Annotated in this window: 20 protein-coding genes, 2 rRNA genes and 1 pseudogene (1 of these 23 cut by a window edge); 15 read left to right on the top strand and 8 right to left on the bottom strand. The window is 39.7% G+C overall.

The features are described 5' to 3' along the window. Positions 1 to 259: 259 nt before the first annotated feature. From NSR00_RS09725 to NSR00_RS09715, 3 genes are all read right to left on the bottom strand, one after another. Positions 260 to 415: a YpzG family protein gene (locus tag NSR00_RS09725; protein ID WP_082829369.1), complete on the bottom strand. Its 156-nt coding sequence runs from the start codon at positions 413 to 415 to the stop codon at positions 260 to 262. A gap of 28 nt (positions 416 to 443) precedes the next feature. Next, positions 444 to 602 (bottom strand): small, acid-soluble spore protein K, encoded by a 159-nt coding sequence (locus NSR00_RS09720; protein WP_063386264.1) that lies wholly within the window; start codon positions 600 to 602, stop codon positions 444 to 446. Between the two features lie 102 nt (positions 603 to 704). Then, positions 705 to 1,685 carry a metal-dependent hydrolase gene (locus NSR00_RS09715; RefSeq protein ID WP_340788357.1) on the bottom strand — a complete coding sequence of 327 codons (981 nt, stop codon included), beginning with the start codon at positions 1,683 to 1,685 and terminating at the stop codon, positions 705 to 707. 179 nt (positions 1,686 to 1,864) lie between these two features. Here NSR00_RS09715 and mutY point away from each other — a divergent pair, with 179 nt between their 5' ends. Further along, entirely contained in the window at positions 1,865 to 2,971 is a 1,107-nt protein-coding gene (mutY, locus tag NSR00_RS09710) for an A/G-specific adenine glycosylase (RefSeq protein WP_340788354.1), read from the top strand. Between the two features lie 75 nt (positions 2,972 to 3,046). On the opposite strand, the gene NSR00_RS09705 is transcribed toward mutY, so the two are convergent. Next, a complete protein-coding gene (locus NSR00_RS09705) occupies positions 3,047 to 3,214 on the bottom strand; it encodes a cytosolic protein (RefSeq protein WP_340789204.1) in 168 nt (55 codons plus the stop codon). A gap of 103 nt (positions 3,215 to 3,317) precedes the next feature. On the opposite strand from NSR00_RS09705, the gene fabL reads away from it, so the two are divergent. Both fabL and NSR00_RS09695 read left to right on the top strand, forming a co-directional pair. Beyond that, a complete protein-coding gene (gene fabL / locus NSR00_RS09700; RefSeq protein ID WP_340788351.1) occupies positions 3,318 to 4,067 on the top strand; it encodes an enoyl-[acyl-carrier-protein] reductase FabL in 750 nt (249 codons plus the stop codon). Between the two features lie 84 nt (positions 4,068 to 4,151). Further along, positions 4,152 to 4,295 (top strand): annotated as a pseudogene (locus NSR00_RS09695) (gamma-type small acid-soluble spore protein); the annotation flags it as partial. Positions 4,296 to 4,368: 73 nt separating this feature from the next. Here NSR00_RS09695 and NSR00_RS09690 read toward each other — a convergent pair. Then, on the bottom strand, positions 4,369 to 5,184 hold the full coding sequence (locus NSR00_RS09690; RefSeq protein ID WP_144598206.1) for an undecaprenyl-diphosphate phosphatase: 816 nt from the start codon (positions 5,182 to 5,184) through the stop codon (positions 4,369 to 4,371). Positions 5,185 to 5,398: 214 nt separating this feature from the next. Between NSR00_RS09690 and NSR00_RS09685 the strand changes: the two genes are divergently transcribed. The 4 genes from NSR00_RS09685 (at position 5,399) to NSR00_RS09670 (ending at position 11,656) form a co-directional block, all read left to right on the top strand. Continuing rightward, complete coding sequence (locus NSR00_RS09685; protein WP_232515610.1) at positions 5,399 to 5,671, top strand: YgaB family protein; 273 nt, start codon at positions 5,399 to 5,401, stop codon at positions 5,669 to 5,671. Between the two features lie 104 nt (positions 5,672 to 5,775). Continuing rightward, complete coding sequence (gene ntdP / locus NSR00_RS09680; protein ID WP_340788349.1) at positions 5,776 to 6,303, top strand: nucleoside tri-diphosphate phosphatase; 528 nt, start codon at positions 5,776 to 5,778, stop codon at positions 6,301 to 6,303. A 705-nt stretch (positions 6,304 to 7,008) separates the two neighbouring features. Next, positions 7,009 to 8,757: an ABC transporter ATP-binding protein gene (locus tag NSR00_RS09675; protein ID WP_340788346.1), complete on the top strand. Its 1,749-nt coding sequence runs from the start codon at positions 7,009 to 7,011 to the stop codon at positions 8,755 to 8,757. A 178-nt stretch (positions 8,758 to 8,935) separates the two neighbouring features. Further along, positions 8,936 to 11,656 carry a tetratricopeptide repeat protein gene (locus tag NSR00_RS09670; protein ID WP_340788344.1) on the top strand — a complete coding sequence of 907 codons (2,721 nt, stop codon included), beginning with the start codon at positions 8,936 to 8,938 and terminating at the stop codon, positions 11,654 to 11,656. A gap of 685 nt (positions 11,657 to 12,341) precedes the next feature. Here NSR00_RS09670 and NSR00_RS09665 read toward each other — a convergent pair. Together NSR00_RS09665 and NSR00_RS09660 are read right to left on the bottom strand one after the other, a co-directional pair. Beyond that, positions 12,342 to 13,415, bottom strand: coding sequence for an FUSC family protein (locus NSR00_RS09665; protein WP_066247279.1), 1,074 nt, complete (start codon positions 13,413 to 13,415; stop codon positions 12,342 to 12,344). A gap of 339 nt (positions 13,416 to 13,754) precedes the next feature. After that, on the bottom strand, positions 13,755 to 15,056 hold the full coding sequence (locus tag NSR00_RS09660; protein WP_130158649.1) for a glutamate-1-semialdehyde 2,1-aminomutase: 1,302 nt from the start codon (positions 15,054 to 15,056) through the stop codon (positions 13,755 to 13,757). A 162-nt stretch (positions 15,057 to 15,218) separates the two neighbouring features. Here NSR00_RS09660 and NSR00_RS09655 point away from each other — a divergent pair, with 162 nt between their 5' ends. From NSR00_RS09655 to perR, 6 genes are all read left to right on the top strand, one after another. Beyond that, positions 15,219 to 16,253, top strand: a complete 1,035-nt coding sequence (locus NSR00_RS09655; protein WP_063386255.1) for an ABC transporter ATP-binding protein — start codon at positions 15,219 to 15,221, stop codon at positions 16,251 to 16,253. Beyond that, positions 16,246 to 17,037 carry an ABC transporter permease gene (locus tag NSR00_RS09650; protein WP_144598203.1) on the top strand — a complete coding sequence of 264 codons (792 nt, stop codon included), beginning with the start codon at positions 16,246 to 16,248 and terminating at the stop codon, positions 17,035 to 17,037. Before NSR00_RS09655 ends, NSR00_RS09650 begins: the two co-directional genes overlap by 8 nt. 4 nt (positions 17,038 to 17,041) lie before the next feature. After that, the gene (locus NSR00_RS09645; protein ID WP_063386253.1) at positions 17,042 to 17,827 is read left to right on the top strand and encodes an ABC transporter permease; all 786 of its coding nucleotides are present in this window, start codon (positions 17,042 to 17,044) and stop codon (positions 17,825 to 17,827) included. A 138-nt stretch (positions 17,828 to 17,965) separates the two neighbouring features. Continuing rightward, entirely contained in the window at positions 17,966 to 18,370 is a 405-nt protein-coding gene (locus tag NSR00_RS09640; protein WP_063386252.1) for an ion channel, read from the top strand. Between the two features lie 61 nt (positions 18,371 to 18,431). Continuing rightward, positions 18,432 to 18,902 carry a thioredoxin-dependent thiol peroxidase gene (gene bcp / locus NSR00_RS09635; protein WP_063386251.1) on the top strand — a complete coding sequence of 157 codons (471 nt, stop codon included), beginning with the start codon at positions 18,432 to 18,434 and terminating at the stop codon, positions 18,900 to 18,902. A gap of 246 nt (positions 18,903 to 19,148) precedes the next feature. Beyond that, positions 19,149 to 19,592, top strand: a complete 444-nt coding sequence (gene perR / locus NSR00_RS09630) for a peroxide-responsive transcriptional repressor PerR (RefSeq protein ID WP_186439264.1) — start codon at positions 19,149 to 19,151, stop codon at positions 19,590 to 19,592. A 24-nt stretch (positions 19,593 to 19,616) separates the two neighbouring features. Here perR and NSR00_RS09625 read toward each other — a convergent pair whose 3' ends face one another. Continuing rightward, positions 19,617 to 19,979 carry a YgzB family protein gene (locus tag NSR00_RS09625; RefSeq protein WP_311066455.1) on the bottom strand — a complete coding sequence of 121 codons (363 nt, stop codon included), beginning with the start codon at positions 19,977 to 19,979 and terminating at the stop codon, positions 19,617 to 19,619. A gap of 1,211 nt (positions 19,980 to 21,190) precedes the next feature. Between NSR00_RS09625 and NSR00_RS09620 the strand changes: the two genes are divergently transcribed. Together NSR00_RS09620 and NSR00_RS09615 are read left to right on the top strand one after the other, a co-directional pair. Further along, positions 21,191 to 22,744: ribosomal RNA gene (locus NSR00_RS09620) — 16S ribosomal RNA — on the top strand. A gap of 138 nt (positions 22,745 to 22,882) precedes the next feature. Then, positions 22,883 to 23,645: ribosomal RNA gene (locus NSR00_RS09615) — 23S ribosomal RNA — on the top strand; it runs 2,207 nt beyond the window's last position. Together the 16S and 23S rRNA genes form the textbook arrangement of a ribosomal RNA operon.

Raw genomic sequence — 23,645 nt, 5'->3', positions numbered from 1 at the left:
ATACTCTCTCAATTGACCTTGAAAGGATACGGATTTCGTTTTTAGCTTGAAATCTTTTGTTAACAAATAGTATCAAAAAATAAGGAGAATAATGGAAATTTGTTTACTCAAGCAATGTTGAAGCTAAATATTTTCTTTATTAAATTTAATCGAGGAAATCATAGTTGAGTTTTGAATCTAGGCGATTATTTTTAAAAATTAAAAAAGGTCTGTATAAACAAGATCATGCCAAATAATGGCATGATCTCGTATTATTTATTTATGAACGTTTTCGCATTTCGTTTTCCAAAATGATTAAGCTTTGGGTTTGCTGGGTTTCCCCGTTTACTTGACGGAATGAATGTTTCGGTTTTCCCCAAGCTCCTAAAAATTCGTTTTTCTGCTTTTTTGATAAGGATGATCGGTTAGTGTCCATTAGTAAACACCTCTTGAAAGGTCAATGGTTATGAAAAATTTTTATCCCGTTCTCCTGAAGCTTTCATCCTCTCTTGAGGGTGTGTGTTAATGGTTCCGTTCGCACGACGTGACGCGAATTCCGCTTTAGCACGTGGCTCACCGTCAAATTTTTCATGCTTCGGAAATCCTTTTGCTTTATTGCGCATCGCAGATCCTCCAAGGAGAAAAAAATTTGCGCTATTGGACGCGCATAAATAGTATTTGCTTATTAGAAGCCAATATAAAAGAAAATTAAGGAAATGTCATAATCAATCAATTAGCGGTTTAAGTTTTTTCTTCATTCTTTTTTTACTGAAAATCCAACCTGTGTACGAACGAACAATGTTGAGGTCTTTATCGAGCTGTGCAACTGCTACAAAGGGATAATGACCTTTGCTGAAATAACGCAAGTCAACCAAACGGATTTCGGTATAATCAAGCTGCTCTTTTATTTGCCAATGGAAAACAGGGGAAAAATGCAAAAATGCTGAAATATTCCGGTCTTTTTTTGCGGCTTCCATTGCAGGGTGATTCGGCAGCTCTTTGCGCTCAAATTGGTCGACGATTTGAATTTCGGTAAAATTTGAATATGCAACGTAATAATGTTCTTTTGTCACAATGACGAGCTGCCACTTGCGGAATTTCATTGTTGGGTTAAATATGACGTTTTCAACATTTTTCCATCTGTTTAAGATTTTTTTCTTAATCGATCTTTGCATTAGAAGTCTAACGACATAATATAAAGCGATTATGCAATAAATAATTAAAAAGGTATAGCCCCCATGGGCGCCGGAAAGCCAAATGCCAATGCCGACAATATGAGCGATGAAGATAAACGAATCAAACGTATTAATTGTGCCCAGCGCAATCCACTTTTCAGAAAAAGGTCTGAGAGCTTGAGTGCCGTAGCCGTTGAAAATGTCGACAACAACATGAAGAACAACAGCTAATAACGTCCAAATCCATACATGGATGAGGCTGCTGCTTGGCATTAGAAAATGAATTGCTCCAGTGATTAACAGCGACCATAATAAAACTGCGGGAATTGAATGAGTTATTCCACGATGATTTTTTAAATAAGCTGCATTATTTTTAAATTTAAGAACCGTATCAAGATCTGGTGCTTGTGAACCGATAATCGTGCCAACAAGAACTGCCTTGCTTGTCAGAAAGGAACCGCCGACAGCCGGATCCAAAGTTGCTAAACCTCCCAATGCGATTCCCATGACGAAATGTGTACCTGTATCCAAAGCCATCCTCCTTAGCTGAAAAAACAATCGTTATGATGATATTTGAATTTTTTCCATTGAACGCAAAAAACATAAATTCATTTTTTCTTTCATGCCAAAAAAAAATAATGTACGATAAATTCATAAGTTCTTTTTAGTGTAACATATTTTGAAGTGCATAATGGAGGAAATATTGAAAAATGGGTCAATCACTGCAAAAAATTGAGAATTTCGATATTAAAACATTTCAGGAGGACCTGATCGGCTGGTATATACGGGAAAAAAGAGATTTGCCCTGGAGAAAGGACCAAGATCCATACAAAGTATGGGTATCTGAAATAATGCTTCAGCAAACACGGGTGGAAACGGTTATACCGTACTTTAATAATTTTATTAAAAAATTCCCGAATGTTGAGGAGCTGGCAAATGCGGATGAAGAAGAGGTTTTAAAGGCATGGGAAGGCCTAGGCTATTATTCGCGCGCCCGAAATTTGCACAGTGCAGTGAAAGAGGTGGCAGCAAAATACGGAGGAAAACTTCCGGATGACCCGAAGCAGCTTGGAAAATTAAAAGGAATTGGGCCTTATACGAAAGGAGCAATATTAAGCATTGCTTATAACAAGCCTGAGCCTGCTGTTGACGGCAATGTGATGAGAGTGCTGTCAAGAATTTTACTGATTGAAGAAGATATAGCAAAGCCAAAAACAAGAAGAATATTTGAAGAAGCGGCTGCAAATCTTATTTCAAAAGAACGTCCTTCCGATTTTAATCAAGCATTAATGGAATTGGGAGCAATGGTTTGTACGCCGACTTCTCCGTCCTGTTTGCTTTGTCCTGTACAGGAGCATTGTCTTGCCTTTTCAGAAGGATTACAGGAAAAGCTGCCAGTAAAAACACGAAGCAAATCAACAAAGCAAGTTTCGATTGCTTGCGCGGTTTTAGTGCAAAACAACGATTTATATATTCATAAAAGACCTGACACAGGACTGCTTGCGAATTTGTGGGAATTTCCAAATTGCGAAGTTCGCACAAACAGAATTCCTAAAAGGATATATCTAGAAAATTTTTTGCGGGAAGAATACGGTGTTGAAGCGGAATTAAGCGAGCTAAAAGGAACGATTCAGCATGTTTTTTCCCATTTGACATGGAATATTAATGTTTATTTCGGCAAAGTTTGTAGCGATGAATCAATGAAAGAGCTTGAAAAAGTTTTCATCAAGGATATTGATCGATATGCTTTTCCTGTACCTCATCAAAAAATATTTGCTCTTTATAAGGAAAAAGCTGGCATACAAGTGGAGCCGTAATTCCATTGGGAAGTGAATGAAAATGCAATCGGCATGTACCGATTGCATCCATTATGCCTCTAAAAATTGGTTTAATCAGTCTTTGTTAATACCGCCGCGCGCTTCAATTTCTTCTATCATTTCACGGTGAATAGTATGGCCTTCTATATTCAGGTAAGGCATAATTTGTTGAAAGGCGCGGTGATAATACTGAAGCTCTTCACTGCTCCAAGCTTGCTTCGAGATCATGGAGAGCTCTGTCATATCACGTATAGGCAATTTACAAAAACTCCTTTTTATATGTTTTTCTATATCTATTCTTTGTTACGATAGAAATAACTATTCAATACATAAGGAGATGTAAAATATGAATCAAAAAGTAGCGCTTGTCACAGGATCTTCAAGAGGAATCGGCAAAGCTATTGCCTTGAGGCTTGCTGAAAAAGGGTATCACATCGTCATTAATTATGCTCGCAGCAAATCGAAGGCGATCGAAACCGCGGAAGAAATTGAACGTCTTGGTGTGAAAACGCTTGTGGTGAAGGCAAACGTCGGAAAACCTGAAAAAATAAAGGAAATGTTTGCAGAAATTGACAAAACGTTTGGACGGCTTGATATTTTAGTAAACAATGCAGCATCTGGAGTTTTACGCCCTCTAATGGAAATTGAAGAATCCCATTGGGATTGGACGATGGATATTAATGCAAAAGCACTTCTTTTTTGTGCGCAGGAAGCAGCAAAATTGATGGAAAAACACGGCGGCGGACACATCGTGAGCATCAGCTCTTTAGGGTCTATTCGCTATTTAAAAAATTACACGACAGTAGGGGTTTCTAAAGCAGCTCTTGAAGCTTTAACTAGATATTTAGCAGTTGAATTAGCACCGAAAAATATTGTAGTAAATGCGGTTTCCGGCGCAGCTGTCGATACGGATGCATTGACACATTTTCCGAACAGGGAGGAAATTTTAAACGAAGCAAAAGAAAAGACTCCGGCTGGAAGAATGATTGAAAAAGAGGATATCGTAAATGCAGTTGAATTTTTGCTCTCTGAAAAAGCTTTTATGATAAGAGGACAAACTTTGATCGTAGATGGAGGCATTTCCTTATTGCTGTAACTGCAAATTTTTTTGGATAAGTTTTTTCCCTCCTGGACATGATATATGACGTGGAGGTGAAAAATGATGGCAAAACAACAGCAAAACAAAACAAATGCTCAACAAGTGAGAAAGCAAAACCAACAATCAGCTCAAGGATTTGGAACAGAATTTGCTGCTGAAACAGATGCACAACAAGTAAGACAACAAAATCAACAATCTGAACAAAATAAACAACAAAATTCTTAACTATTAATTTTGCATGTTCTTTCAAAGAGCCAAGCAAAAAGCGGAGAACGTTTCAGCTCTCCGCTTTCTTTCATTAAAGGAAAAAAACATAGATGATGATCGCCAAAATGATCCGATAAATAGCAAATGGTGTAAGTTTAATGCGGTTGATCAACTGCAAAAAGAATCTTATGGCCAAAAGCGCGAAAATAAACGCACTGATGAATCCGGCGATAAAAAACGGCAGGACGTCGATCGTGAAATGCTCCCAATTTTTAATAAGAGAAAGACCGCTCGCCCCCGCCATTATCGGCACAGCCATAATAAACGTAAAATCGGAAGCTGCACGATGGCTTAAACCGGCTAAAACCCCGCCGGAAATCGTTGAACCGGAACGCGAAAAACCAGGCCAAAGGGAAATGCATTGGATGAGGCCGATGGTTAGCGCTTGTTTGTATGTAATTTGATCAACCGTTTCTGCTTTCGGTTTTCTTGGACCAAATAGGTCTGCTGCAATCATTAATAATGCCCCTAACACAAGGCCGACTAATACGCTATGAGCGGAAAACAAGTACGTATCAATATAGTCTTCAAATAAAAAACCTAAGACGGCAGCAGGAAGAAGTCCTGTGATGACAAGGCCAAGCGTTAATCTTTGACCGTTTTGATGCTGCATTTTCTTAATCTGTAATAAATCGAAAAAGCGATCTTTAAATACGATCACCGCTGCTAGTATTGATCCAAGCTGAATGACGACTTTAAAAGAGTTGGCGACAGGCTCTGAATATATTTCTTTAGATTTTAGAAGAATGTCATCAACAAGAATCATATGTCCAGTAGAAGAAACAGGGGCAAATTCCGTTAACCCTTCAACAATGCCTAAAATGACTGCTGTGATGATTTCCCACACGATATAGTAACTTCCTTTCTCTCTTAAAAAATCAAAGTTTGTAATGATTCAATCTTGTCAGATTGTACATAATGAATGAATGGAGAGTCAATAATAATTTTGACCTAAGCGTTCATACGACAAAACTTCTTAATTGTCTACATAACTTGTCAAAGGAATCAAGTGAAATAGTTAGAATATGTATCCATAAACATTTTATTAGGGAGGGATTCATTTGAATACATATAACCGCTTTGATCTGCTAGTTGGCGAACAGCTTGAAACGATGGATAAGCTTGTATCGCTTCAATCTAAAATAGAGCATTATCAACAAATGGAATTGGAATTTTTGAGACAAAATGATGATAAGAAATTGCGTTCTGTGCAAAAAGAAATTGAAAAAATGAAAAATGAGTTGATAGACATTCAAAAAACGTTTGAAAAGCAAACGGAAGAAGTTATTAAAATGTACCAAATCGAAATGTATGACTCGAGTCAGCCATTTTAGCGGCATGGCTCTTTTATTTTCTTTTTGAATATCAAACGTTATAATAAAGAAAAATGATTTTTTCGGATTTGAAGTGAACTGTTCATTAGAAAGTAGGGAACAAAATGGTGCTGCCAAAGGAAGGAGATATCATTCAAATACACAGTTATAAACATAATGGATGCATTCATCGTGTTTGGGAGGAAACGACCGTTTTAAAAGGATCGCAAAACTGTATTATTGGCGGCAACGATCGAACAACGGTTACCGAAGCTGACGGCAGAACTTGGATTACAAGGGAGCCGGCGATTTGTTATTTTCATGCACGTCATTGGTTTAATGTAATTGGAATGATTCGTGGTGACGGCATTTATTATTATTGCAACATCAGTTCTCCTTTTGTTTGGGATAATGAGGCATTAAAGTATATTGATTATGATTTGGATATTAAAGTGTTCCCGGATATGACCTATACACTGTTAGATGAAGATGAATATGAACGGCATAAGAAATCAATGAAATATCCGCAAGTCATTGACCGTATCTTAAAGAATAATGTGAACAAATTAATTTATTGGATACGCGGTAGAAAAGGTCCGTTTTCCCCTGAATTTATCGATCAGTGGTATGAAAGATATTTAACATATTTATGATGGAAAAGTCTGTTGGAATATCAACAGACTTTTCGCTTTGCATGTGCGCCCGGCATGGGTGTAATCTATAGGGTGAAAGTCCCGAGCTGCGAAGGCAGAAGTAGCAGTTAGCTTAACGCAAGGGTGTCCGTGGTGACGCGGAATCTGAAGGAAGCGAGCGGCAAACTTCCGGTCTGAGGAACACGAACTTCATATGAGGCTAGGTATCACTGGGTGAGTTTGCATGACAAAACAAAGCCCTTTCTGCCGAAGGTGATACAGAGTAAATGAAGCAGATGGATGGAAGGAAAGATTACACTCTTACCCGGGGAGGTCTGGCTGGCACGCCAAGTAACCTTGGTAACCTATCTAGTGATAGATAGCTGAACAGTCAGAAGTCAGCAGAGGTCATAGTATTAGTTGGTCTAGAACAACTAAGAAGGACCGAACAATTAAGAGAGAATAGCCCTTGGCATTCAGTGAGTCATGATGAACACAGAAAACGTAGTACCTCACTTGAGGGAGGAAGCGGTGAATCCCGTGGGAGATCTCTTGGAGGGTGGAGTGACCACTGGCATAAAGAGAACAGCTATTCACGGAAGTTATAAAGACTTGCGTCAATTATCTTAATTGAACCGCCGTATACGGAACCGTACGTACGGTGGTGTGAGAGGACGGGAGTTAATCGCTCCCTCCTACTCGATTGATCTGAAAGGAGAGAAATGGTTGGGTTCGATTAAACGCTATTTTCAATTTGTAAAACCATATAAAAAACAAATTTTTTTAACGATTTTCATCGGGATTATAAAGTTTGGCATTCCTTTGTTAATTCCGCTCGTATTGAAATATATCGTCGACAATATTTTAAACGGATCATTATCAAATGACGTAAAGATAGAGATGCTTCTTTTTTTAATGGGCATCATGTTGTTTATATTCCTCGTCATACGGCCGCCGATCGAGTATTATCGGCAATATTTTGCGCAATGGACGGGAAGCAAAATTTTATATGACATTCGCGATCAATTGTTTACTCATCTTCAGCGGCTGAGCTTAAGATATTATTCAAACAATCGTGCGGGAGAAATTATTTCGCGGGTGATTAATGATGTTGAACAAACAAAGACGTTTGTTATTACGGGCCTTATGAATCTATGGCTTGACCTTTTTACTATTATATTTGCCATTGGGATTATGTTTACGATGGATGTCACGTTGACCATTGTATCGATTATGTTGCTTCCTATATACGGATTGTCAGTTAAATATTTTTACGGCAGGCTTCGTCATTTGACAAGAGTTAGGTCGCAGGCGCTGGCAGAGGTGCAGGGGCATTTGCATGAGAGGGTCAGCGGAATGGCTGTCATTCAAAGCTTTGCGAATGAAGAGCATGAACAAAAAGAATTTGATCGTGAAAATCGCAATTTTCTTGAAAGGGCGATTGATCATACAAAATGGAACGCAAAAACGTTTGCTGTTGTTAACACCGTTACTGACCTAGCGCCTCTTTTCGTCATTTTTTACGGGGCTTATGAAGTGATACAAGGGAATTTAACGATCGGGACGATGGTTGCCTTTACAGCCTATATTGATCGGTTGTACAATCCTCTTCGCCGTTTGATCAATTCATCAACTACCTTAACACAGGCTTTCGCTTCAATGGACAGAGTATTTGAGTTTCTTGACGAACCTTACGATATTGTTGATAAACAGGATGCAATAACAGCAGACAAACTTTCGGGGGAAATTATTTTTGACAAAGTATCCTTTCGCTATCATGACAACGAAGAATTTGTACTAAAGGATATTCATTTAACGATTCAAAAAGGGGAGACGGTCGCTTTTGTCGGGATGAGCGGAGGGGGAAAATCCACCCTTGTGAGTCTTGTTCCGAGGTTTTGGGATGTAACGGAAGGAAAAATTTTGTTGGACGGCATTGACGTTAGAGATTATAAAGTGCAAAGCGTCAGGGAGCAGATCGGCATAGTTTTGCAGGATCCTTTTTTATTCAGTGAATCGATAAAAACGAATATTTTAATTGGCAAACCAAATGCAACGGATGAAGAGGTCATAAAAGCGGCCAAAGCAGCTAACGCTCACGAGTTTATTATGAGTTTGCCTGATGGCTATGATACGAAAGTGGGCGAAAGAGGCGTGAAGTTATCCGGCGGTCAAAAACAGCGAATTGCAATTGCCCGAGTATTTTTAAAAAATCCGCCGATTTTCATTTTGGATGAAGCTACGTCTGCTTTGGATTTAGAAAGTGAACAATTTATCCAAGAAGCCCTTGATAAACTGGCAAAAAACCGTACGACCTTAATTGTTGCCCATCGTCTGTCTACAATTACTCATGCAGATAAAATTGTACTAATTGAAAACGGGAAAATTGTTGAAACCGGAACTCATGAAGAACTAATGAAAAAGCGCGGACATTACTATAAACTATTTCAAATTCAGCAATTGGGTGAATGGTAAAAAATACCGCAGTAAAATGGGTAATTAGTCATTTGCTTTGAAATCCATAATATACTTTAATTTTAGCAAGACTTTTGCCAGTCAAGTTTTTCATAAATTTTTGATTCAATCCCTTTTGAAAAAACGATTTTGGTAGAATAAAAGAAAAGACTAAATTCGTATAAGAACGGAGGTTGTCATGGCGGCGGAAAAGCAGTTAATTGAAAAAAACTTTTATCAAACATTATTAAAAGAAAATGAAACGAAACATCCGATCCAACTGCTTGGGGAGCTTTTTCAAGAAGAACAAAAAAAGGTCGCATATGATCTGTCTTATGTACGCTATGCTCAAGGAGAAGTATATTTCCACCACAAAGATTATGAAGCGGCGATTTTTAAATGGGAAAATATAGAGAATGAGCTGGCGCCATGGGCGAGAAAAAATATCGGAGATGCATATTTTGAATTAGGATTATTTTCATCTGCGGAAGAAATGTACCGTTCCATTGAAACGGATTCAAAAGTTCTTAAAGCAGAAGCATCGCTAAAGCTGTTTTCGCTTCACCGTCTTCAAGGAGAAAAAGAAAAGGCGTATGAGGCGATTCGTGATGCGGTATCGATCAACCCTGACCATGGTCAAGCATCCACCATCGCTATTCAATTTTATGAAGAACAGGAAGATTGGGACAAAGCTGTCCATCTTACGGTTGAAGAATTAATTCGGACTGAAAAAGCGGAATGGTTTCAGCGTTTGATCAATTATGTTGAACAAGGTTTTGTCAAAGAAAAAGAGCCGGATTATTTCTTTAAAGCATTAACGGTTTTATACAGAACCGACGTAGAGCAATTCGAGAAGCTTGCTGTTTCGCTGTGGCGATGCTATAAACACGATCAAAAATATTTTATTCCATGGTTAAAAACGATAAACAATCTAATTTTCAATGTGAAAGTGGACGAATTTCAGCATTGGGATGAAATATCGCGCTTTTATGAAGAATCCTATAATAAGCTTCTTGGCGGATCATATTTACTAAAAGAGCTTCAAGATATTATGCCGGACATTTTAGCCAATTGGCTGAAACTATCGACAGGAAAACAACTATCGACCGCTGCAGCAGCTGTCGTTGCATGGAGTGAAATTTACCGTTCAAGCTTAGATGAGAAAGTGATAGAAGAAGCGGAGCACGTTTTGGCATCAGGTAGTCATGATCGTGCTGATGGTCATGAAGCCAAAAAACGGCTATTTGCGAAGCTGGCCGATTGGGCGGAAATAAATCAAGTAAATCTTGGGCAGAAATATCATTGGATATTAAAAAAGATTTTTGAACAAAACGAACATTATTTGCTCATTGTTGGAGAAAGCGGTTTTGCCCGATCGCTGCTTGGCCATTCTCTTCCAAGCATTCCTTCATCAAAAATTACAATTTACTGCCATGAAGACCGGACAGACATAAAGCAAATAAATAATGAAAGCATAACAGATGTATTCGCTGAAGAAGATGCGGCAGTTCGTGAAGATGGAACAATTGTTGCGGTATGTGCGCCTAATGATTTGTTAAACGATCATAAGCTAAGTTTAATAGAAGTACCTGACATAGAGCATGTTGATCAAGAGGAGCTAAAGGAATATATACAACTGGCTGATGGGTTGGTATATGTCCATCCAGAGCATCAACCTGCTTCAGTTGAGAAAATGGTAGAAAGCCTGGCATCGATTGCTTTAAAAAAGGAGCTTCCAATTTACTTTTTGCTTGAAGATAGCGGCATGCTTCATAATCATTTTAAAGAACAAATACTTGACTTTTTCCCGGAAGCTGAATTTTTCCCATTCCCTTCAAGAAATGAAGGAGAGAAGCGGAAACAGTCCTTCGCTGAATTTATTCATTCACGTTTTCCGTTTCATCAAGATAACAAAACGGATAAGCTGTTGTTTTTCTTGAAAAAAGCTATTAAATATGCTTATAGCAAACGGATGGAATTAGAGCAGCATTTAGAAGAAAGCATCGAAAAAAATAAAGAAATCGTGTCTCGATTAAAAGGATTAATACACAGCCTTGGCGATATGGAAAATGAAAAAGCTAAGGAATTGAGGCAGTCACTCCGCTCCACATTGGAAGAAATAAAAAAGGATCTTCATGATGAGTTAAGGACTATTTTGCGATCTGCATCGAAATTCATAACGGAAAACAGCGATTTCAGCCATTTACACATAGAATTGAACAAAAAAATGAACGATCAGGTGAAGGCGCATTTTGCTGAAACGCTGCTTCCAAAAATGTCGCAAAAAATGGGAGAATGGGTTTCATTTGCTGAAAGCGAGCTAAAACAATGCCAAGTCTATTTAGATGAAATGTGTGAATCGTTTAATTCATTGTACGGTCATGACCGTGTGAAGCTTATGTCTGATTTCAAAGTAGTGGATGATTGGCGGCGGGATATTGATCGTCTGACAACAGTGGTGAACATCGAAGAAGAAAATATTATGAACCGCTTTAAGCCTGCGCAAGTTATATTAAAAGGAGCAGGAAAGCTGTTTTCGTCCATTGGGAAAAACAAGCTGTTTATCGCACAGCAATACAAAAAATACATTGAAACTGAAACATTCGATGATGCGATTCAATCGATGATCCGAAAATTTTTTGCTCAATTCGACTTATTTGAAAAAGGAATTGAACGAGATGTGAAAATGTTTTTCCGTGAACCTGTTCACAACCTTGAACAAATTGTGCAAGAAGGAGAGCAGCAAATTTGGACAGATCAACAACAATTGGACAGCTTGAAAACAAACCCAGAGATTTATTATGATCCGCTGACAGTTTTTGAATTAAACTTAAGACAATGTGAAATATTGAATGAATACCATTCCTTAAACAATAAAGCGGTCGAAACGAATATAAATAAGTTTTCTAGCGGAGATTAAAGCAATGCTTAGCACATTTTTAGATTAGGGGCTGTCCATAAAGTCAAATCCCCATTGAAAAACAAAAAAATCATAGACATCGATATATCAACGTTTCTAAAACATTAAAGGGGGCGTCTATAAGCCGAAAAAACGACTTATTAGACAGCTCCTATTTTATTAGTAGAAGTGAAACGCAGGTCGAGACTGTCTGAGAGCTTTGAGCTCAAAAAGCTGACCGTGATTCTAAAGGAGCCTCCTTGTGATAACATCCAACAAAGCTTTGAGTTGGAAAGCTGAGAAAATACAGCTGTTCCAAATGATATAAAACTTGCCTGCGCTTGGATGATACAGACGATTTCAATTTAACAAGATGAAGCGGTTTGGAAACAGCATTTCGGCGGGGAGCAGTTGGATGATCTTGAAGACAAATTAAAACGCAGCCTTTATCTGCAAAGCTGCGTCCATGAAATTCCAGTTATCATTTGCAGAGGATAAAAATGAAATAAGATTTATTTCCAAGGCAGAAAAGCTCCCGATACTTTTCTGAGAGAAGAGAGGTCATTCAGCTTCTCAAATAAATGAAATGATTGTCTTAAAAAAGATGAAAGACTACAGAATTTATGAATGAAATTCTGTAGTCTTTTACAATTTTTTGCTTTTTTCATCGCCTTCTGAAGGCTGTAAGACACGGAGATGAACTTGTTTACTCTTCATCCTCCACATGAATTTTATTTTCTTTTTTATGGAAATGTTGAAAGCTGTTAATCAATGTATCTAAATGCTCCAATTGATCGTGATAATCAACGATGGCGGAGACTAAAGATAGTATTTGGTAAAACGAATCGGAATCTTCCGCTTCTTTTTCAAATTTCAAAAACGCTTGAATGAATTCTTTTCGATTAAATTTGTCATAAGGAAGCAGGTCTTCATCGTGATTGTTTTTAATTTTTTTTGTTATTTTTAACAGCGCCTGCTCATGCAAAATTAATAAAAAGTCAAGCTCTGATATAAGCATTTCATGGAGCTTTCTAGGTATTTGCCGAAGTTCGTTTTCCAAGCAGTGAATTTGGCGCAATGTGTAAAATGCCCTGTTCGTTGTGATAATCATCTGTCTATACAGGACAAGTTTTCTTGATTTTGGCAATACCTTCGCTTTAGAATAAGTTCGCTCTTCTTTGTAAAGTAAAAATAAATGATCAAGTTTTATCAGCTGATCTTTGATTTTGTCTATTTCCTCTTTAAGAGGGGCAAACTCAGATTTATTTCGAATATTGATCCGAATCCATTTCATAATCTCATGGGAAATTTCGGTGATTTTATGGTAAAGCTTTGTTTCGTATTTTGGCGGCATAAATATCAAATTAACAAAAAAAGCTGATAAAACCCCAAGTAAAATCGTTAAAAACCGTATGGTAGCAAACTGTACAAAATCGTCACCTGTTGTTTCAAGTATCGCAATAACCGTTACTAAAGCAATTGCAATTGTGTTTTCAATCTTTAATTTTAAACAAATAGCAATGGTAATCACTGCTGTAAGACCAATAATAAACGGGTTTGTTCCGAAAGAAATCCCGAATAAAACTGCGACAACAGCGCCGATTATATTTGCCTGAACTTGTTCAATGACGGTTAAATATGATCTATATATTGACGGCTGTATCGCAAAGATAGCTGCAATCCCTGCAAATGCTGGAGATGGAAAATGAAGCATCTCTGCCAGCATTAATGCCAGTGTAATTGCAATACCTGTTTTTAAGATACGGGCTCCAAGTTTCATGTTGAATAAAAATTTTTCCTTCCTTTCATCAAAAAGGTTGTAAGCTATTCAGACTATACATTGTTTAACACGAATATTCAAGGTTATTTTAAGATAAAGGAAAAAATTAACACTCTTGTAATATGATATGATCCTTTAATATAGACAGACCAAATAGTTACGTTGTGATCGAGCGAACTTTTGCACTTTTTTCGTACAACTGAAGAGGCGGCAGTTTTACATCACCTCCATCGTTTCCAAAAGAAATAAACAACCTGAGTCCATAAATATCGGGCTCAGGCTGCTTAAAGATTTACTTTTTCATTCTGCCTGCTTGTGCAGTAGGCGCTTTAGTAAGACTCATTTTTTGTCATGTGAAAGCTGTTTAAACGATTGTTCGACTGCCGAAATGGTTTTTTTAATGTCCTCTTCTGTATGAGCGATTGTAATAAACCAGGCCTCATATTTAGACGGCGCCAAATTAATGCCTTGATGAAGCATCAGTTTAAAAAATTTAGCAAACATTTCTCCGTCTGTTTTTTCGGCTTGCTCATAATTCGTCACCTTTTCGCGTGTAAAATATACTGTTAATGCACCTTTTAAACGGTTGATGGTGATCGGTATATTATATGATCTTCCAGCGTTTAAAATGCCTTCTTCAAGCATCCTGCCGAGCTTATCAAGATAGTCATAAACTCCTTCTTCGCTCAGCACTTCCAAACAAGCAATTCCTGCTAAAATCGATGCAGGGTTTCCTGCCATCGTCCCTGCCTGATAAGCCGGTCCTAATGGCGCCACCTGCTCCATAATTTCTTTACGGCCGCCGTAAGCTCCGATCGGAAGGCCTCCGCCGATAATTTTTCCAAGTGCGGTTAAATCAGGCTCTACATGAAGCAGATTTTGGGCACCGCCGTACATAAATCGAAACGCTGTAATAACTTCGTCAAAAATAAGCAGCGCGCCTGCTTTGTGAGTAAGCTGTTTGACTGTTTCTAAAAATCCTTCCTTAGGTTCCACAATACCAAAGTTTCCGACAATTGGTTCAACTAAAACGGCTGCAACTTCATTTCCCCATCTATGAATAGCTTGTTCAAACGCCTCCACATCATTAAAAGGTACAGTGATAACTTCTTGAGCAATGCTTTTTGGTACCCCTGCGGAATCAGGCGTTCCAAGGGTAGATGGACCTGATCCTGCTGCGACAAGCACCAAATCGGAATGTCCATGGTAGCACCCGGCAAATTTAATGATTTTATCCCTTCCTGTGTATGCACGGGCAACTCGAATTGTTGTCATTACTGCTTCTGTTCCAGAATTGACGAAGCGGACCTTTTCTAGAGAAGGGATAGCTTCTTTTAACATTTTTGCAAATTTGATTTCATGAGGCGTCGGTGTTCCATATAGGACGCCTGTCTCGGCAGCGTGCTTGATTGCTTTTGTAATATGAGGGTGTGCATGGCCGGTGATGATCGGGCCATATGCTGCTAAGTAATCGATATATTTGTTGCCATCAACATCCCAAAAATAGGCGCCCTGCGCCCGCTCCATTACAACAGGTGCTCCTCCGCCGACAGCTTTATAAGAACGGGACGGGCTATTTACCCCTCCTACAATATGTTCGAGCGCTTCTTTATGCAGCTGTTCTGATTTTGTAAAATTCATTGTTTCACCTTCTTTTTTACTTAACTGTACAGCCAAAAATATTCAAGCATCCTCGTTTATTCTAGCACTTTTCATAAAAAAGAAAAAAGGTGCATGCAAATTGTTAATTTCAAATAATTCGAGTAAACTAATGTTTGTGATTGATCGATGGAGGTTACAGCTATGAATGTCATTGAAGTAGAGAATTTGCGCAAAGAATTTAAGAGCTATTCAAGCCGCTCTGGATTAAAGGGGGCTTTTCGCGATTTATTCACTAGAAACTATAAAATCAACAGAGCTGTTAATGATATTTCCTTTACAGTGAAACAGGGAGAAATGGTGGGTTATATAGGTGAAAACGGCGCAGGAAAATCGACAACGATCAAAATGCTAACAGGGATTTTAACACCGACATCAGGGAAGGTCTTGGTGAACAATATGAATCCTCATAAGGAACGGGAAAAGTTTGTCCGGACAATCGGTGTTGTATTCGGACAGCGTTCACAGCTTTGGTGGGATATTGCTGTTCAAGAGTCATTCAGGCTTTTAAAAAAGGTATATAAAGTGTCCGATCAAGATTATAACGAACATATGGATCATGTCATTAAAACGCTGGATATCGGCCCTTTGTTAGATAAGCCGGTGCGAAAGCTGTCATTAGGGCAGCGGATGAGATGCGAGCTTGCCGCAGCATTAATTCATAATCCTCCTCTTTTATTTTTGGATGAGCCGACGATCGGCTTGGACGTTTTAGTCAAGCTGAAAATTCGTGAATTTTTGAAAGAGATAAATGCAAAATACAAAACAACTATTTTGCTGACGACACATGATATTGCGGATATAGAAGCATTGTGTGAACGCGTCATAATGCTTGATGAAGGAAAAATTATATATGACGGCTCTTTGGACCATTTGCGCGGGAATTGGGGAAAAGGGAAGCAAATTGAATTTCAATTTGCCTCTTCTGTTGATGAATCCCTTTTATTGCAATTAACGAGTGGTTTTCACGTGCAATGGATGAAGGGAGATAAAAGCAATGTTTGGATCGCGCAAATTGCGAATCATGAGGAAATGCCGGAAATCATTAGCCGCGTCATGAAGGCTCAAACTATCGTGGATCTAAGCATTAAAGAAATATCAACGGAGGAGATTATACGCAACATTTATGAAAAAGGTGATGCGAACAGTAACTTAGAAAAGGTGATCATGAATGTCTAAATATTTGGAAATGATCCGCATCCGTTTTTTAATGATGCTCGCTTACAGGACAAACTATTATTCTGGAATTCTCATATACAGCATTAATATCGGTGCTTACTACTTTTTATGGACAGCCATTTATGGGGGAAAAGAAAGCATTCAAGGTTTAGATGCAGCGCAAATGGTGACATACGTGGCAATTTCATGGATGGCAAGAGCATTTTATTTTAACAACATCGACAGGGAAATCGCAATGGAAATTAGAGAAGGAAAAGTGGCAGTGGAGCTGATTCGTCCCTACAATTATCTTGGCATGAAAACGATGCAGGCGTTTGGAGAAGGCGTTTTTCGCCTTTTCTTTTTTTCCATGCCTGGAATGGTGATTGTAAGCTTTATTTTTCCGCTCGAATTGCCGCTTGATTGGCAGGCGTGGTGTTTTTTTGCCATTTCCATATTTTTTAGTTTTGTTATTAATACAGAAATTAATTTATTGACAGGAATCTCAGCTTTTTTCTTATTTAACAACGACGGACTAATGAGAGCGAAACGCGTCATCATTGACTTGTTTTCCGGACTGCTGCTCCCCATTAGCTTCTACCCAGTTTGGGCTCAAGAAATAATGGAATATTTGCCTTTTCAAGCAATCAGTTATATTCCAAGCATGATCTTTACAAAAGGATTCCAAGAGGCTGAAATTACAGACGCTATTCTTTTTCAATTGTTTTGGTCCATTTTATTGATCATTCCAATTTGTGCTATGTGGGCGGTTGCGAAAAGAAAAATGATTATTCAAGGGGGGTGAAAAGATGTTTTATGTGTCAATGTTTTTTCAATATATCGCTCAATATTTAAAAACAAGGATGGAATACAGAGCGGATATGATTGTAGAGATATTGTCTGATCTATTGTTTCAGGCAGTAAATTTAGTTTTCATTCTCGTCGTATTTGGACATACAGAATCGCTTGGCGGCTGGCAAAGAGATGAAATTATTTTCATTTATGGCTTTTTCTTAGTTCCTTATGCTTTATTCAGCACCTTTTTTAACATTTGGGATTTTAATGAACGATATATTGTAAACGGTGAAATGGATCGCATTTTAACGAGACCGATCCACAGTTTGTTTCAGGTGATATTGGAGAGAATGGAGCTTGAATCGCTTTTTGGCGTTATTACAGGGCTTGTTGTCATGGGGTATGCAGCAGCCCGGCTGAATCTTACTTTTCATTGGTATGACATTTTTATTTTTATTCTATTTGTATTTGGCGGCACCCTTGTCTGCGGCAGTATTTTTGTTGCGCTTGCATCGATTGGGTTTTGGTCGGATGCAAAAACATCGATTATGCCAATGATGTATAACATTGGAAACTACGGCCGCTATCCAGTAAATATTTACAACGATGTAATACGTTTTATTTTAACGTGGATTTTGCCGTTTGCCTTTGTGGGAGTTTATCCGGCTTCCTATTTTTTACGAAAAACGGATTGGTATATTTACGCTTTTTTAACTCCTGTGATAGGCCTTCTGTTTTTTATTTTGTCGGTTATTATTTGGAATATTGGAGTGAAGCGATATCGAGGGGCAGGAAGCTGATCATAGTTTCCTTTCGTTAAGCGATAAAATTCAAAGGTTGTTGACATCGGTTTGGTTGACGAACAAGTTTCCTTTAGCTAGTGATAAAATTCAATAAGGCTGAATAACATGTACAAACAATAATTTTCGGGGGAAATTATGGCGATTGTCGTAGGAACAGGGATAATGTTCTGTTTGGTTATGAGCATTCGAACGATGTTTTCTGCTGTGAAAAGAGGTACGTTCCTTACGTTTGAAACTGTATATTTAATTGCTTTAGTATATGCCTCTTTTTTGTTAGGATTTGGTGTGATTTATTTAATTTTAACTCAATACGGCTTTCCGATTTTAGCTGAATCTGGGCGGCCTCTTTATGGGACGTATTTAGAAAATTTAACCACCTGCTTATACTTTAGTGCAGTTACGCTGTTTTCTGTAGGCTATGGGGATATCACTCCTTTCGGCATTGGAAGGTGGATTGCAATTGTACAGGCGATGATTGGCTACATATTGCCTACGGTTGTTGTTGCCAAAACAATGATTGATATTGAGAAGAAACAATAGTTGTAACATGAAGCGAAATTCGGTACGCTGAAGATAAAATGAACAACTGGAGGGATTAGATATGGCAGCTGAAGTGGGAAAGCCTGCACCAGATTTTGAGCTGACTGCTGATACTGGAGAAAAAGTAAAACTTTCTGATTTTAAAGGAAAATATGTAGTGCTGTATTTTTACCCGAAAGATATGACTCCGGGATGCACAACGGAAGCGTGCGATTTTCGCGATAAATATGAGAGCTTTCAAGAGCTTGATGCCGTCATTTTAGGAGTAAGCCCTGATCCGCAGGAACGACATCAAAAATTTAAAGAGAAGCACGGGCTCCCTTTTTTGCTTCTCGTTGATGAAGATCATAAAGTTGCGGAACAATACGGAGTATGGAAATTAAAGAAAAACTTTGGAAAAGAATACATGGGAATCGAACGATCTACTTTTATTATAGACAAACAAGGAATATTAGTGAAAGAATGGCGAAAAGTAAAAGTGAAAGGACATGTTGAAGAAGCTCTCACATTTATTCAAAATAGAGAAGAATGACAGCAAATGATTTGCTCTGTTCACCCTATGTTGTCAAGGCGGGCATTTGTGCCCGCTTTTTCCCGTGCAAAAGCGAAAATCTTTTTCTTAAATTGGTGCATTTTTTCAATGGATAGATAAAATGTTCTACTAAATTAAACGCTCCCATTGACAAAAGTCTTATAATCAATGTACACTAATTATAAATATTATAAAGTAATAATGATACAAAATAAGAATGTTTTTTGAGAAATGAGGTGCATGGCGATGTCAGACAATACGTTAAAGGAAGCTCTTGAAATTTTAAAACAAACGGGAGTCCGCATCACTCCGCAGCGTCATGCGATTTTGGAGTATTTAGTTAATTCAATGAATCATCCAACTGCTGATGATATATATAAAGCGTTAGAAGGTAAGTTTCCAAACATGAGTGTTGCAACTGTTTATAACAACCTTCGGGTATTTCGTGAAGTTGGACTGGTAAAAGAATTAACGTATGGCGATGCATCTAGTCGATTCGATTTTGTGACAACGGAGCATTATCATGTCATTTGCGAGGAATGCGGAAAAATCGTTGATTTCCATTATCCAGGTTTAGACGAGGTGGAGGATCTTGCAGAGCATGTAACGAACTTTAAAGTTAGCCACCACCGAATGGAAATATACGGGAAATGCCCTGCGTGTCAGCAAAAAGAAAAAAATATGCACTGAGAAAGCTGGTAGGAAAACAAACTATCAGCTTTCTCTTTTCCTTGTTTTGCGATTGTACTTTTCGTCGAATTCTTTGCCTTCAAGCTCTTTATCAAGAGTCAAAGGCTCTCTGCAATACATGCACATATCCACACGACCGAGCATTTTTGTCACTTTCCCGCATGAAGGACATACAACTTGAACAGCTCTCGTCGATAGCATCCCGATCCAGAAATAGACGACAGTACTTCCGATGATGGATAATAAACCAAGCAGCATGAAAATGGTCATGACCCATACATGTTCTCTGAAAAAGATGCCTATGTACATAATGATAAAACCAACAAATACTAAACTTAAGGCAAAAGTGCGGATTTTATTTATTTTGCTTGTATATTTTTTAGCCATTGTACAAACCTCCTGAACACTACTATAGCATATTTTCACTTTTTTTTCGTCACAGAACGGCCAATTGCTAACTGTATTTCGTTTTTTATTTATAGAAGCTTTTGTTTAATGTGTTTTATTCAGACAGCGGATGAATAAATGATTTGCAGAGAATCTATATACACTTAAAGAAAGGACTCGCCATCCAGATACATTAGCTGTATTATTTAATAGAAAAAGAATGCTGCTTCTCTGCAATCCGATTATTTGGCCTTTGCTTTGCTGTTGTTGTTTATACAAACCTCCGATAAACCTTTGATTATAAAATATTATGGATTACTTAATGAAAAGGCAGCACTCAATATAGCAACAAATTTTTTAGGCAGTAGCCGGAGAATTATCGACTGATGTTTAAATAATGGAAAAATATTGTTTGACTGGAACGAGTATCTTTCCGATCTGAATCGAGCGTTAAAATACATTACCATTTCGGGGCGGAAAAGTTACCATCGTCGAAGATAATCAGGAACTCAACCAGAAGAGAGAAAGTGGAAAAATTCAGTTGAATTTGCAAAATTAATTAGACAGTGTTGGCTAAAGGAAAAGCATTGTTGATGCAAAACGATATCTTTGAAGCATATAATCATATTGTTGCTGCACTGCATCACTTGTAAAGACCGGAAGTGATCGGTTTCTGGCTGCTATATGTGCTCAAGTAAACCAAGCTGTATAAATAATTAAATTAATTGAATATGATAAAGGGCAGTATAAAAACGTTTCAAATTATTTTTATACTGCGTTTGGCTGTTTAATCCGTTCAAAAGCTGATTTCTGTGCGGCTCAAAAAAATGTTTTTCCGAGTTATTTGAACATCTTAAAGTCAGACTGTATTTTGCGGATTAAGTGTGCTGCTGGAATATTTAATCGAGCGGATGCAGTTGTTTAGAATCAAAGGGAACAGGCGTTGGCAGTTTTTATTGATATTTTTTTAAAAAAGTGTTGACACTAAAATTTTATGATGATATATTATAAAGCGTCGCTGTTGAAAAGATGAATAATCTTCGAAACAGCAAAATAATCTATAAATGTAAGTTTAAAAATTTTATTCCGATTGTTGACATAACTTCATTTATCTGCTAGAATAAAAAACCTGATCGGAAATGATCTTTGAAAACTGAACAAAACGAAAAGCGTGCCTGTTGATTCTGACAAGAGCATTTGGTGATAAACTTTTTTTGGAGAGTTTGATCCTGGCTCAGGACGAACGCTGGCGGCGTGCCTAATACATGCAAGTCGAGCGGACCGAAGGGAGCTTGCTCCTTTAGGTTAGCGGCGGACGGGTGAGTAACACGTGGGCAACCTGCCCTGCAGACTGGGATAACTTCGGGAAACCGGAGCTAATACCGGATAACACCGAAAACCGCATGGTTTTCGGTTGAAAGGCGGCTTTTAGCTGTCACTGCAGGATGGGCCCGCGGCGCATTAGCTAGTTGGTGAGGTAACGGCTCACCAAGGCGACGATGCGTAGCCGACCTGAGAGGGTGACCGGCCACACTGGGACTGAGACACGGCCCAGACTCCTACGGGAGGCAGCAGTAGGGAATCTTCCGCAATGGACGAAAGTCTGACGGAGCAACGCCGCGTGAGCGAAGAAGGTCTTCGGATCGTAAAGCTCTGTTGTCAGGGAAGAACAAGTGCCGTTCGAACAGGGCGGTACCTTGACGGTACCTGACGAGGAAGCCACGGCTAACTACGTGCCAGCAGCCGCGGTAATACGTAGGTGGCAAGCGTTGTCCGGAATTATTGGGCGTAAAGCGCGCGCAGGCGGTTCCTTAAGTCTGATGTGAAATCTCGCGGCTCAACCGCGAGCGGCCATTGGAAACTGGGGAACTTGAGTGCAGGAGAGGGGAGCGGAATTCCACGTGTAGCGGTGAAATGCGTAGAGATGTGGAGGAACACCAGTGGCGAAGGCGGCTCTCTGGCCTGTAACTGACGCTGAGGCGCGAAAGCGTGGGGAGCGAACAGGATTAGATACCCTGGTAGTCCACGCCGTAAACGATGAGTGCTAAGTGTTAGAGGGTATCCACCCTTTAGTGCTGCAGCAAACGCATTAAGCACTCCGCCTGGGGAGTACGGCCGCAAGGCTGAAACTCAAAGGAATTGACGGGGACCCGCACAAGCGGTGGAGCATGTGGTTTAATTCGAAGCAACGCGAAGAACCTTACCAGGTCTTGACATCCCCTGACAACCCTAGAGATAGGGCGTTCCCCTTTCGGGGACAGGGTGACAGGTGGTGCATGGTTGTCGTCAGCTCGTGTCGTGAGATGTTGGGTTAAGTCCCGCAACGAGCGCAACCCTTGACCTTAGTTGCCAGCATTCAGTTGGGCACTCTAAGGTGACTGCCGGCTAAAAGTCGGAGGAAGGTGGGGATGACGTCAAATCATCATGCCCCTTATGACCTGGGCTACACACGTGCTACAATGGGTGGTACAAAGGGCAGCGAAACCGCGAGGTGGAGCGAATCCCAAAAAACCACTCTCAGTTCGGATTGCAGGCTGCAACTCGCCTGCATGAAGCCGGAATCGCTAGTAATCGCGGATCAGCATGCCGCGGTGAATACGTTCCCGGGTCTTGTACACACCGCCCGTCACACCACGAGAGTTTGTAACACCCGAAGTCGGTGGGGTAACCCTTACGGGAGCCAGCCGCCGAAGGTGGGACAAATGATTGGGGTGAAGTCGTAACAAGGTAGCCGTATCGGAAGGTGCGGCTGGATCACCTCCTTTCTAAGGATATATACATTGAAATAGGGTGCGCTTTTCCGTTTTGTTTAGTTTTGAAGGATCATATCCTTCTTGATTGTTCTTTGAAAACTGGATAACGGAAAGACATTCACGAATAGATCGCTCATGTTAGGAAGAAACGGTTAAGTTAGAAAGGGCGCACGGTGGATGCCTTGGCACTAGGAGCCGATGAAGGACGGGACAAACACCGAAATGCTTCGGGGAGCTGTAAGTAAGCGTCGATCCGGAGATGTCCGAATGGGGGAACCCACTGTCCGTAATGGGGCAGTATCCATACCTGAATCCATAGGGTATGGAGGGCAACCCGGGGAACTGAAACATCTAAGTACCCGGAGGAAGAGAAAGCAACAGCGATTCCCTGAGTAGCGGCGAGCGAAACGGGAACAGCCCAAACCAAGAGGCGTGCCTCTTGGGGTTGTAGGACACTCGATTAAGGAGTGACAAAGGAACGGGGTAGACGAAGAGGTCTGGAAAGGCCCGTCAGAGAAGGTAACAACCCTGTAGTCGAAACTCCGTTCCCTCCCGAGTGGATCCTGAGTACGGCGGGACACGTGAAATCCCGTCGGAAGCAGGGAGGACCATCTCCCAAGGCTAAATACTCCCTAGTGACCGATAGTGAACCAGTACCGTGAGGGAAAGGTGAAAAGCACCCCGGGAGGGGAGTGAAAGAGAACCTGAAACCGTGTGCCTACAAGTAGTCAGAGCCCTGTTCCCACCCACAAAAGCAGGCTTTTGCGGGGACCCGGGATGGGTGATGGCGTGCCTTTTGTAGAATGAACCGGCGAGTTGCGATTTCGTGCAAGGTTAAGCCGAAAGGCGGAGCCGCAGCGAAAGCGAGTCTGAAGAGGGCGAAATAGTACGAGGTCGCAGACCCGAAACCAGG

The organism is Aeribacillus sp. FSL K6-8394 (assembly GCF_038008865.1).
Classification (GTDB): Bacteria; Bacillota; Bacilli; order Bacillales; family Aeribacillaceae; genus Aeribacillus; species Aeribacillus composti.
This window is presented reverse-complemented; position numbering and strand designations above follow the sequence as displayed.

Excerpts from the sequence above, each read along its gene's own strand:
- fabL (WP_340788351.1), top strand. The coding sequence starts at position 3,318 with ATGAATCAAAAAGTAGCGCTTGTCACAGGATCTTCAAGAGGAATCGGC.
- NSR00_RS09720 (WP_063386264.1), bottom strand. The coding sequence starts at position 602 with ATGCGCAATAAAGCAAAAGGATTTCCGAAGCATGAAAAATTTGACGGT.
- NSR00_RS09670 (WP_340788344.1), top strand. The coding sequence starts at position 8,936 with ATGGCGGCGGAAAAGCAGTTAATTGAAAAAAACTTTTATCAAACATTA.
- NSR00_RS09640 (WP_063386252.1), top strand. The coding sequence starts at position 17,966 with ATGGCGATTGTCGTAGGAACAGGGATAATGTTCTGTTTGGTTATGAGC.
- perR (WP_186439264.1), top strand. The coding sequence starts at position 19,149 with ATGTCAGACAATACGTTAAAGGAAGCTCTTGAAATTTTAAAACAAACG.
- NSR00_RS09665 (WP_066247279.1), bottom strand. The coding sequence starts at position 13,415 with ATGAAACTTGGAGCCCGTATCTTAAAAACAGGTATTGCAATTACACTG.
- NSR00_RS09655 (WP_063386255.1), top strand. The coding sequence starts at position 15,219 with ATGAATGTCATTGAAGTAGAGAATTTGCGCAAAGAATTTAAGAGCTAT.
- NSR00_RS09650 (WP_144598203.1), top strand. The coding sequence starts at position 16,246 with ATGTCTAAATATTTGGAAATGATCCGCATCCGTTTTTTAATGATGCTC.
- NSR00_RS09705 (WP_340789204.1), bottom strand. The coding sequence starts at position 3,214 with ATGACAGAGCTCTCCATGATCTCGAAGCAAGCTTGGAGCAGTGAAGAG.
- NSR00_RS09725 (WP_082829369.1), bottom strand. The coding sequence starts at position 415 with ATGGACACTAACCGATCATCCTTATCAAAAAAGCAGAAAAACGAATTT.
- NSR00_RS09625 (WP_311066455.1), bottom strand. The coding sequence starts at position 19,979 with ATGGCTAAAAAATATACAAGCAAAATAAATAAAATCCGCACTTTTGCC.
- bcp (WP_063386251.1), top strand. The coding sequence starts at position 18,432 with ATGGCAGCTGAAGTGGGAAAGCCTGCACCAGATTTTGAGCTGACTGCT.
- NSR00_RS09660 (WP_130158649.1), bottom strand. The coding sequence starts at position 15,056 with ATGAATTTTACAAAATCAGAACAGCTGCATAAAGAAGCGCTCGAACAT.
- ntdP (WP_340788349.1), top strand. The coding sequence starts at position 5,776 with ATGGTGCTGCCAAAGGAAGGAGATATCATTCAAATACACAGTTATAAA.
- mutY (WP_340788354.1), top strand. The coding sequence starts at position 1,865 with ATGGGTCAATCACTGCAAAAAATTGAGAATTTCGATATTAAAACATTT.
- NSR00_RS09645 (WP_063386253.1), top strand. The coding sequence starts at position 17,042 with ATGTTTTATGTGTCAATGTTTTTTCAATATATCGCTCAATATTTAAAA.